This window comes from Streptomyces sp. NPDC058663, assembly GCF_042716745.1.
In the GTDB taxonomy this organism is placed as follows: domain Bacteria; phylum Actinomycetota; class Actinomycetes; order Streptomycetales; family Streptomycetaceae; genus Streptomyces.
Genome location: NZ_JBHXRV010000035.1, coordinates 37,787 through 47,846 on the forward strand (window position 1 = coordinate 37,787; position 10,060 = coordinate 47,846).

The following is a 10,060-nucleotide window of genomic DNA, read 5'->3' on the forward strand; positions in this document are numbered from 1 at the left end:
GCGCAGGCGTATACCGCGGTATACGCCTTTGGGTAGGCCTGCGGTGAGGTGCCATCAGCGAGATGAGGGTCTGCCAGTCGGCCGGTGTGTCTCGCGGGGGTATACCGCGGTATACCCCTCATCGCCTTCCTCTTCCGCCAGGGGACTGGCTGCCGGAAGGTCAGGTTCGACGAACAGGCCGGACCAGGCGGGCTTGGCCAGGCGCTGCACGCCGACGGTCTCGACGGGGCGGGCGTGGGGGTATGTGGTCATGGAGGCTCCGAAGTGGGCTGCGGGGGTGCTGAGCTGAGTGTCGCTCAGGCAGTGCGGGACGGGAACAGCGGCCCGGGAGCGGGGCGGGTCACGCGGTGCGGAACAGTGGGGCCACGTCGAGCCGCTGGCGGCCGGCCTTCTCCTCCCGGGCCCGGTGCAGGGCCGCCCGCTCACTTGCCGCGGCGGCGCGGGCCTGGGCGGTGAACCGGTCGACTTCAGCGGAGGTGTCGACGCCGACGGCCTCGGGTGCGCGGTGGCGCCGCATCCGCCGGGTCTGGTCCTCGATCGCCGCGGTGATGCTGGGGTCGGCCTTGCGCCAGTCCGGCTTGTGGGCCCGCACCGCAGCCATGGCGTCCGCGTACCTGGCGGCCCCGTACGGGCGGGGCTCTACGGGCGGCTGCTGGCGGGGGGCCTGGATGGTGCCCGAACTCCGGGCGGGGGCGGCGGGGGTGAGGTTGCCGACGGGCAGGATCTTGATGCGGTCGACGACGGGGCGGCCGACCTTGTCGTTGATCTGCTTGGCGAGCTGCCCGCCGAGGAGCCGCAGCTGCGTGGCGTACGCGGGGGAGCCGGGCCGGAGTTCCAGGCACCGGCGCTCCGGGTCGTAGCCGACAGGTTCGACGTGTCCGGCGTACTGCGGGCACAAGGTCGGCCACCGCTCGCGCAGGGTGCCGCCGCCGACGCTGTCCTGCCACCCGGCGTCCGTGGTGAGCCGGTCCATGACCGCGCCGAGGCCGACCGGGTCCCGGCCATCCCCGCGGCGGGCCACACTGCGCAGCGGCTTCCTCCTGCGGACCGCCTGGGAGGGCTTGCTGGACGCCCTGTAGGCGTTGAGGGCCTGGCGGGCGAGGTCGGCACCGGCGGGCGGCTGGACGTCAGACATTGATCCCCCAGATGTTGGTGCTGCGGTTCAGCCGGTTGAGGTGCAGGGCCTGGTCGACGGCCTGGTCGCTGTAGAGGTGGCGCACCAGGTCCTCCGGTGCACCACCGTCGAGGGCGGCGAGGACGAGCCCCGGGTCAGCGAGTGCCGCGGTCTTCTGCTCGGCAAGGGCGGCTTCATCCAGGGCGCTGAGGTCGGCGGCGGCCCCGGCGGCGACCTCGACGGCGCCCGGCTGGCGGCGGCCGTTGAACTGGTCGAAGACGTCGGCCAGGGCCGCACGCACCCGCGGAGCCTTCGCGGCTCGCACCTGGGGGGCAGTCCACTCTGCGTGGCGCTCGGAGGTGGCTGCCCTCGAGTCCCGCCACCCCTCGACCAGCGCTGCCCGGCGGCCCGGTGCCGCCCACATCTCGTGACTGCGCAGACGGGCAGCGAGGAGCCCGGACGGGCGCCGTACCTCGTACGGGTCGGAGCCGAGGGCGATCAGTGCCCGGACCTCGTCGACGGACCAGCCTGCATCGGCGAGGGGGCCCACGATCCACGCAATGCGCGGCAGGCTCGTCCCGGTCAGCCACGGCACCTGCTGCAGGAGCTGCCGGGCGAGCTGCCACCGGCGGCCGACCCGGTTGAGCTTCTGCGGCCTGCGCCTCTGCTGCTTCGGGGTGGGGGACTTCTTCGGCCCGCTTGCGAGCTTGCTCTCAGAGGGCCTGAGGTGAGTACTAGCTGTGCGGGAAGAGTCCACATCAGCTACAGACATTAGGGTGCAATCGATCTTGGCCGGGGAGGCGGTCCGGGAGCGGCGGCCGCGCACCTTCCGGCAAGCCTTCCGCGCCAGCCTGGCGATCGTCTTGCGGCCCGCCTCGGCAATCCCCACCGCCACCCGTGCCACGGCCGGCTCGTCCTCGCGGCGCAGCACCGTACGGATCCCCAACGCCTCGTCGAAATCAGGGGGGATGACCCGCTCGAAGCGCGAGGCGAGGTTCCCGCCGTTCGCCTTGCTGCGCCGGGTGCCCACCTCCCGGTACACGAGCAGCCCGGCCTCCCGCAGGATGCCCAGGTGGTACTGCACCGTCCGCTCCGACATGCCGAGCTTCCGCGCGAGGTAGTCGACCGACGGCCGGCACTCCTTCAGCGCCGCGCACTCCTGCGCGATCTGCACCGTGGCGACACCCCACCCAGGGCCGTGCTTACGGGACGGGACGTACAGGCCGGACCCGCCAACCCAGTGCACCGCCTGCATCCAGGACTGCGGGTCGACCGCGAGACGGCCGAGCGTCGTGCCGATCCACTGCTGCGCCGGGGGCACTCGGAGGCACTTGGTGCCGTCCGAGAGGCATGCGGTGTCCCCCTCGCGGGGGGAAATCTGGGACGAATCGCTCGGACGGACATGCAAAAGCTGACAAGAGGGTGCGACGTCGTGCACTATGTACCCGTCTTCCAAAGTGTTTTTGGGATGACAAAGGGCCCGCTTCGGCGGTGCTGGTTCTGGGGAGAACCTGAAGGACGCTCGACCTGACCGACCGGTCGTCAAACCGGAAGCGAAGATCGGGCCTTAGCTCGTAGCGTCAACTGCGAGCCGTGGAATGAAGGCCGCGACGGTGCGTCAACACCAAGCGGCCAGCGGTAGAGGAAGCGCCCTCGTCAAAGGGCCCAGGACCTCCCGCTAGGAAAGTCGCTAAGTCAACCGATCTCCCTTACTGGGTGAGCTCTGTTCGGCACCCGCCGTCTGCTCGGTGATGACCACACGAACAGGCCGCGGAAGTTGATAGGGGCCGTAAGTGCCCAGTCGCTGTATGTCGAAGTACAGACCATCGAGCACTCGGGCCAGGCGGTCCTGTACCTGGTCAGGCATCGTTCCGAGGCTGTCGCCGCAGAACGACTGACGGACGTACACCGTTCGGGCTGTGAGCGTGACGTCGGTTTCTGTCCCGAAGAACGCCTCGACCTGTCGCTCTAGCCGTGTGGGTTCCAGGTGCCATGCCTGCTGTTGCCGGGTCACCCGCGGACGAGGGCGAGGGCACGATACTTCGATGGTCCAGAGGCGGCCGGCCGACTTCGCGGCCGTCCTCGTCACGCGGTGGTGTGTGTAGTGGCGACAGGGCCCGAGCAGTACGACGCCGGTGTGATCTTCACGGCGGACTGCTGGGTCCCACTGTCTACATCGGGGTGTCCCCGGGTACTCTCTGCCATGTCGGTGCCTTCATTCGCTGCGAATCGGACTTGGCGCCGACACGGCCCCGCTCCCGGGTGTGCAACCACCTGGGGTTCAAGCGGGGCCATCTCTTTGCCCTGGAGACGCCTGAGACCTGAGTGGTCGTCTGGCGTCAGGCGCAGCCTACTCGTTCTACTCGCCACTTGTCTCGCACCTCCGTGCATCGTGTCGATAGTCCGACTGGTCATCAGATATCCAGCTCATCGCACAGCCGTCCGGGCCTCGTTGGGTGTCACCCAAGAATCGGAAGTAAATAACGTGATCTTGCAGAGCTGGTCTGCTTCGCTTCAAGAGGCCCTGACCAGCAGCAAAAAGGAAGTAGAGGACTTGGGTTCGGGCATGTGGATCACTTCTGCGGGCGGGGTCTCCTGGGGGCTGGGGTGGTCGGGGTGGGTGGTGCGGGAGGGGGCGTTGGCGCGTTGGACGGCGACGGCTTTGGTGCAGGTGGGGCATCGGCAGTCGTAGTGCTTGTACCGGGTGACCCCGTGTTCCTTGCTCTCGGCGCGTACCTGGCGCCCCTTCTGCTTGGCGGTCAGGAGCAGTTGGGCGAAGGCGGGTTCCCGCTGGGCGGTGGAGGTGGGCAGGCGCAGGCTGATGCCGACGGTGAGGGCGGCTTCTCCGAGCGGCATTCCGGCGGTGACGAGGTCGAGGTATTGGGCGCGCAGGGCGGTGTCGAAGATGGGCGGCCGGCCGCGGGGGGCGGGGTCGAGGAGGCTGGGCCGGCCGGCGCGGCCGCGCCGTGGGGCGGTCACGGGTGGGTTCCGCGGGCGGTGTGGGTGTCTGGGTCGGCGGGGTGGGTGCGGGGGGTGGTGGTGCGGTGGGAGCGGGCGGCCTGGGTGGCCATCTGCCCGTACCCGGCGTCCGCGAGGGCCCTGCGCATGCGGTCGAGGCCTTCGGTCGTCCACTGGGGGTTGGAGGCCATTTTCCCGGCCCGGTAGCCGACGGCGAGGGCACGGTCCCAGACCTGCCGTACGTCCCACGGGTCGAGGTGCGAGAAGAGGTCCTCGGGGAGCTGGTTGGGGCGGGCGACGGTGTCGAGTTGGGCGGCGGCCAGGAGCCCGGCCAGGTATTCGCCCGCGGAGCCGCACCGTTCAGCGAGGACGCTGTCGGTGTCCGCGATGCTCGTGCTCGTGCCGCCGGGGCCGACCGGGTCGGGTACGGGCGCCGCTGGGCCGGTGGCGGGGCGGGGCGGGAGGCTGTGGGTGTGGTTCATGCGGCGGACTCCAGTGCGGGGGCGGTGGCGACGGCGGGGGTGGTGCGGAGCAGGCGCAGGGTGCGGCGGCCGGGCGGGGCGGCGTCGTCGAGGCAGAGCTGCCCGGGGATGTCGGCGAACCGGGTGCGGGCCGGGACCCGTACGCGCACCGCCACCCGGCGGCCGGCATCTGCTACCGCAACCACCTGTGCTGGGGCCGGAGTCGGCGGCGGGGTGAGGTTGGGGGTGCGGGTCGCTTCAGTCGCTCGCACGGTGTCCGGGGCGGGTGCGGGGACGGTGCGGCGGGGGCCGTCCGGGGACTCCAGGGCGGGCGCCGCCAGCACACTGCCGTCATCAGGTGCCAGGACCACCCCGTCGAGGAGCCCGGCCGCCCGGGCGGCGTGCAGCAGGTCGAGGCGGGTCGCCCGGTGGCGGTCCAGGCCGAACAGGCCGGCCAGCTTCGACCGCTGCCAGTTCGCAGTCCGCACGTCCAGGCCGGCCGCCGCGGCGACATCCTCCGGCCGGGTGTGCGTGGCCAGGGCGCGCAGGACGGCGAGCTTCTGCGGGGTGGACGCCACCCGCACCAACTCGCGCCTGTACCGCGAGCTCTCCCTCTGCTCCTGCCGAACTGGCTGGTGGGTGCCTGCGGCCATCCGGGACTCGATGATCAGGCGGTGGCGCTCCAGGGCGGTCAGCCCACCGGACACCCCGTACGGCAGGACGTCCGTCTCGGTCGCGGCCATCGACCAGGTGCGGCATGCGGCCAGCACCGGGCAGGCCGCGCATACCGCCAGCGCCGCCTCCTCCCGGGTGAGGCGGTCCTCCTGCGGTTCCCCGCCGGGGAGGTCGGGGGCGTCCCAGGACGTGAGGGGGATGTCGGCGGCGGCCGCCAGGCCGGGGCGGTCGGGGTCGGGGGCGCACCCCCGGTAGTCGTAGTGGCGGTGCCCGGTCAGGGCGCTGTCCGCGGCGGCAACGCTGGCCGGGGTGGTGGGGGTGTCAGGCATCGTCGCCTCCTGCGGGGGTGCGGGGTGCCGGTACCGCGGCCAGTGGCGGCCGGGCGGGATCGGGCGGGGGTACGGGGCGGGCGTGGTGGGCGTCGAGCTCCCGGTACAGGGACAGGTCGAGGAGGCGCTGACGGGCGCGTTCGGCGGCGAGCGCCCGGTGGGTGGCCGTCCACCCGCCGGCGGCCGTCAGTGCGATGGCCACGGCGAGGACAGCGACGAGGTACGGCATGGTCAGTCCTCCTTCGACTTGGCAGCAACGGGCGGGGGCGGGGGCGCGGCCGTCGCGGTGGTGTGGTCCTGGATCAGGCGCAGGAGTTCCACCCGATGCTGGGCTTCGTCCCACGACGCCCGCCAGGCCACCGCGTTGGCGTCCGCCCACAGGCGTTCGGCGTCCAGGGCGGCCTGCTCCTCGGTCGGCAGCAGCCGGTACTGCGCCAGCGACATGCCCTCCAGGGCCTGCTGGTGGCGGGCGCTGCCCGGGTAAAGGTCCGCGCGCGCGTTGATGCGGTGCCGCCACCGGCGGGATGCGGCGTGTGCGAGCCCGACGAGGAACCAGCTGATGAGGAGGAGGGGCAGGATGAGGGCGAGGAACCAGTCCACGGCGGTCTCCTTCGGGCAGGACGAAGCAGCCGCCCGTACCGCGGGGTGCGGTGCGGGCGGCCAGCGGTGCGGGGGTAGGCGGTGGCTACGCTGCGAGCGAGGTGGTGAGCTCCGGGCCGCGGTCCTGGGGCGAGTGGAGAACGGCGCGCAGTCGGGCCCCGATCCACGTGCCGACCTGCGGCGATACGGCATTACCAAAGCCGTCCACTTGGTCGCGGGAGGTGAGTGTCCCGAGCGGGTCGGTGACCGGGTGGGCGGCGGTCTCGGTGCCCGTGGGGCCGTTCTGCTTGAACCAGCCGGCTGCGGTGAGCAGTCCTGGGATCTGCTCGGCGGTGAACGTCGACATCGGCTCGGTGTAGACGGCGGGCACGGTGTTCTTGCGGTACGGGATGACGCCGGAGGTCAGCACCCCGAGCGTCTCGGAACCGACCTGCGTGGGCAGCGGCTCACCGGGACCACGCGGTGCGCCCTGGTAGTTGTCGACGGCGAGCGCCAGTGACGGCTCGTCCCACAGTGCCTGGCCGGTGGAGAGCAGCGCTGCTTCCTGCTGGCTGGTCTGGGTTGCCAGCGGCTGCAGCAGGAGCCGTTCCGAGCCGTGCACTCCCTTGGCCGGCATGAGGATGGCAGGGAAGTCTGCGAACTTCCTGCGGCAGCGCTCGATGCGGGCGGTCGTCGACGCGGCGAACGGTCCGCGGTGGCCGTCCTTGAACGCCTTGACCGGCCGGTCGCCGATGCGGGTCCCGAGGTCCGAAAGGTCGAGCGCGGCGATGGACGGGGTCATGGGCGGCTTGACCGCGGTACGGCAGGACGGGCACCGGTACTCGTACTGCTCGCCGTACGCGACTTTCCCCGTCGGCGGGATTCCGGTGCGCCACGTCCACAGCGCTTCGACGTCCCTGTCGCAGCGGTGGCACCGGGACACCGGCCGGTGTTCGAGGTCCGGCATCGGCAGCGACTTGTGGACGAACACCCAGTAGCCGCGGTTGCGGGACTGCGGGACGCCGAAGAACTGGCTGTTGAGGAACAGCACCTGGTGGTTGTAGTCGATCAGGTCGAACTGCTTAAGCCACCACCGGTAGGTCGTCCCGTCCCCGACCTTCTTGCTTCCCGGCCGGAGCGGGCCCCAGGACTGCAGCTCGGTGGTGCACTCGACGAGGATCATCCGAGGGCGGTGCTGGGCGGCGTAGTGGAGGACGCAGTTCGCTGTGGCACGGTCCCGTTCCGAGCGGGTGACCCTTTCTTCGTAGTCGGGGTCCTCCATGCCGAACAGGCTCAGGCCCTGTGCGTAGGCCTTGAGGGTGTTGGCCGGGGAGTGGTTCACGCAGCTCACGCCGGCCACGAGGAGGTCGGCTGCAGGGAGGTCGCGCACCGAGTGGTAGTCGGACGACTCCGGGTCGACCAGGTCGGCGATCCAGTGCTCGGCCTCCGGGTGGTTCGCCTCGTGGACCTCGACCTTGTAGCTGTTGTGGTTCGCGGCCATGATCGTGGTGAATCCGGCGTCCTTGATGCCCTGGGTCAGGCCTCCGAACCCGGAGAACAGGTCGACCGCGACGGGGTCGTCGTGACGGAACCGGCGGCGCCTGGTGGCCGGCCGGTGCACGGCCGTGCGGGTCTGCTGGGTGGTCCTACGGGCCATTACGCCGCCTCCTTGCGCACGTTACGGATCCTGAGGGGTGTGCCGGCAGGGCTCATCCGGCGCTCCGCTCGGCAGTGCGGGCGTGCTCGGTCTCCTCGGCCTCCAGCGCCTTGAGCTCGGCGATACGGGCGGTGACCATCGGACCCAAGGACACCGGGGTGCCCAGCGGGCCGTCGACCTGCCGGTGGAGGAGCCCGCGGCGGCCTGCTTCGGCCAGCGTCTTCGTCAGTTCCTCGGAGTGCTTCCAGTGCTTCTGCACCTTGGCCATCACCTGGTCGAGGTAGTCGACGCCGTGCTCGGCGGACACCTGTGCAGCAGCGGCAGGAAGCTCCGCAGCCTTGCGCTCCTCCCGCGCTGCGGCTTCCTCCTTGAGGGAGGTGCCGCGGGCGACCAGGAGGGCGCCCAGCGTCGTGTCGGTGCCGTCCAGGCCCGCCACCGTGGCGTTCAGCAACCCGTCCGCCTTGGCCTCGCCATGCATCCCCTGCAGTGCGGCCACGCTGTTCCACACCGCAGGTTTGCGCAGCCGTTCCACGTACTCGTCGGCGGGCGAGCGGGCACCGGCCGGGTGGTCGCGGTCCCCGTCGTCCAGCGAGCCCTCGTCGACGGGAATCATGAAGGTGTGGATCAGGGCGTACTTCAGAGCCGCGGACATCGCCTTGTTCGACGCCTTGTCCGCAGTGTCGGAGGCCTCGCCCATCGTGATGGCGGTGACCTTGTCGCCGGCCGGGCCGTAGAAGTGGAACGCCACTCGCATGCGGACGGCGTTCATCTCCCCCCGCACCTCGGTCTCGCAGTCGAGGACTTCCGGGGTCATGAACACCCCGTGGCTACGGAGCGGCTGCGCGAGGGCGCCGATCGCGCCGTCAACGCCCCGGAACTTGTACTTCTGGTGGTCGTTGAAGCCGTCCTTGCCGACGTTGCGCACGTCGCGCATGACGCGGTTCATGAGCTCGAAGATTGTCGGGTGGGCCTGGTTTTGGGTGTGCGTGGTGGGGCCCTCCGCCGTGGTGCTGGTGGCGGGGGCCTCAATGGCGTCAGCCATGAGGTCTCCGTAAGAAGGTGAAGGAGAAGGAGGGGTGGCGGGCCCGGTGTCGGCGTCCGGGTCCCGCTGCCGCCCGGTGGTGCCTACGTGGTGGTGGGCTCCGGGTACTTCCGGATCAGCCACTGCAGGGCGATGCTGCGCGCGTGCAGGTCGTAGCCGCGGCCCGTCCGGAAGTTGTGCTCGGTCGCGTAGTGGGCGGCCCGCTCGTTCACCCTGTCCACCAGGTCGGCAGGGACGCGGATGGTGATGGCCTCCCGCGCCTGCCCGCTGTGCCGGCGGGAGCGCTCCGGCTGGGCCGGCTCCCACTCGCCTGCCAGGAAGCGCTCGAAGCCCTCGATGACGTCACTGGTGACGTTCGGGGACAGGCTCTTGACCCGCTGCACGTCCGAGGCGGTGCCGGCGATGGTGAAGCTGGGTGCGCTGTGACTGTTCGTCTCCGCCTTCCGGGTCTGCCGGGCTGCGGAGTCGGCGGCGTACTCGGTCACCACCGTGACCGCGTCGGCGAGGTCCTCCTGCCCCTCGGCGCGCAGGAACGCGACTGCGGCGTGGGCTTGGGGGAGGGCGGCTTCGGTGGCGGCGCGGCGGTTGGGGGCAGGCACGGTGGGGCGTCCTTTCGGGCGCCTGCCGTGGGTGGGGCGGTCGGGTGGGCGCCGGCTGGGGGTTGGGGGCATCCCTAGTCTCCTCATATTTCGGTGCAGGGGCAATGCAATACGTCTGGTGCGGGGAGGTTCCCTGTGCTGCCTCCACACCGTAACCCATATTGTCTTGCGCGCGCAATGCAATATGGGTTACGGTGAACCCACACCAACCACACGGGGGCACCAGATGCGGCACACCAACACCCAGACCACCACCCGCACCCTCACCGACCTCTACCGCGCCCTCGACCACCAACGCCCCGTCACCCTCACCTTCCTTAAAGAGGAGAAGGACGACGCAGGCCGCCGAACCGGACGCCTCATCACCACGGTCCGCACCCTGGAGCTCTACGAGGTGTCCACCACCGCCGAAGGGCACATCGTCATCAAGGGCATGGACCGCGACTCCGAAGAGACCCGCACCGTCCGCGTCGACCGCATCCTCACCTACACCACGCACCGCATGGCCTACGCCCTCACCCGACCCGAGCCCACCACCCCCGCCGGACACATCGTCACCATCGTCCGGAGCACCGCCCAGGTCATCGCCCGCGAACTCGGCCGCGACTACCTCCCCCGTACCGCAACCACACTCGCCGCGTAGAGG

The 10,060-nt window shown here is 70.9% G+C and carries 11 protein-coding genes; 1 reads left to right on the plus strand and 10 read right to left on the minus strand.

Annotated elements, in window-relative coordinates:
• Positions 1-340: 340 nt before the first annotated feature.
• The 10 genes from ACFWVV_RS24700 to ACFWVV_RS24745 form a co-directional block, all read right to left on the minus strand.
• The gene (locus tag ACFWVV_RS24700; protein ID WP_384354559.1) at positions 341-1,135 is read right to left on the minus strand and encodes a DciA family protein; all 795 of its coding nucleotides are present in this window, start codon (positions 1,133-1,135) and stop codon (positions 341-343) included.
• Positions 1,128-2,435, minus strand: a complete 1,308-nt coding sequence (locus tag ACFWVV_RS24705) for a helix-turn-helix domain-containing protein (RefSeq protein ID WP_384354557.1) — start codon at positions 2,433-2,435, stop codon at positions 1,128-1,130. Before ACFWVV_RS24705 ends, ACFWVV_RS24700 begins: the two co-directional genes overlap by 8 nt.
• A 1,193-nt stretch (positions 2,436-3,628) precedes the next feature.
• Positions 3,629-4,093: a hypothetical protein gene (locus ACFWVV_RS24710; RefSeq protein ID WP_384354555.1), complete on the minus strand. Its 465-nt coding sequence runs from the start codon at positions 4,091-4,093 to the stop codon at positions 3,629-3,631.
• Positions 4,090-4,554 carry a hypothetical protein gene (locus ACFWVV_RS24715; protein ID WP_384354553.1) on the minus strand — a complete coding sequence of 155 codons (465 nt, stop codon included), beginning with the start codon at positions 4,552-4,554 and terminating at the stop codon, positions 4,090-4,092. Before ACFWVV_RS24715 ends, ACFWVV_RS24710 begins: the two co-directional genes overlap by 4 nt.
• The gene (locus ACFWVV_RS24720) at positions 4,551-5,537 is read right to left on the minus strand and encodes a WhiB family transcriptional regulator (RefSeq protein ID WP_384354551.1); all 987 of its coding nucleotides are present in this window, start codon (positions 5,535-5,537) and stop codon (positions 4,551-4,553) included. Before ACFWVV_RS24720 ends, ACFWVV_RS24715 begins: the two co-directional genes overlap by 4 nt.
• Positions 5,530-5,766: a hypothetical protein gene (locus ACFWVV_RS24725; RefSeq protein WP_384354549.1), complete on the minus strand. Its 237-nt coding sequence runs from the start codon at positions 5,764-5,766 to the stop codon at positions 5,530-5,532. Before ACFWVV_RS24725 ends, ACFWVV_RS24720 begins: the two co-directional genes overlap by 8 nt.
• Before the next feature lie 2 nt (positions 5,767-5,768).
• Positions 5,769-6,137, minus strand: a complete 369-nt coding sequence (locus ACFWVV_RS24730; RefSeq protein ID WP_384354547.1) for a hypothetical protein — start codon at positions 6,135-6,137, stop codon at positions 5,769-5,771.
• An 85-nt stretch (positions 6,138-6,222) separates the two neighbouring features.
• Complete coding sequence (locus ACFWVV_RS24735) at positions 6,223-7,773, minus strand: DNA cytosine methyltransferase (protein ID WP_384354545.1); 1,551 nt, start codon at positions 7,771-7,773, stop codon at positions 6,223-6,225.
• Positions 7,774-7,825: 52 nt separating this feature from the next.
• Positions 7,826-8,815, minus strand: a complete 990-nt coding sequence (locus tag ACFWVV_RS24740) for an ERF family protein (protein WP_384354543.1) — start codon at positions 8,813-8,815, stop codon at positions 7,826-7,828.
• An 83-nt stretch (positions 8,816-8,898) separates the two neighbouring features.
• Positions 8,899-9,414 carry a hypothetical protein gene (locus ACFWVV_RS24745; RefSeq protein WP_384354541.1) on the minus strand — a complete coding sequence of 172 codons (516 nt, stop codon included), beginning with the start codon at positions 9,412-9,414 and terminating at the stop codon, positions 8,899-8,901.
• A 226-nt stretch (positions 9,415-9,640) separates the two neighbouring features.
• Between ACFWVV_RS24745 and ACFWVV_RS24750 the strand changes: the two genes are divergently transcribed.
• Positions 9,641-10,057, plus strand: a complete 417-nt coding sequence (locus ACFWVV_RS24750) for a hypothetical protein (RefSeq protein WP_384354539.1) — start codon at positions 9,641-9,643, stop codon at positions 10,055-10,057.
• Positions 10,058-10,060 lie beyond the last annotated feature (3 nt).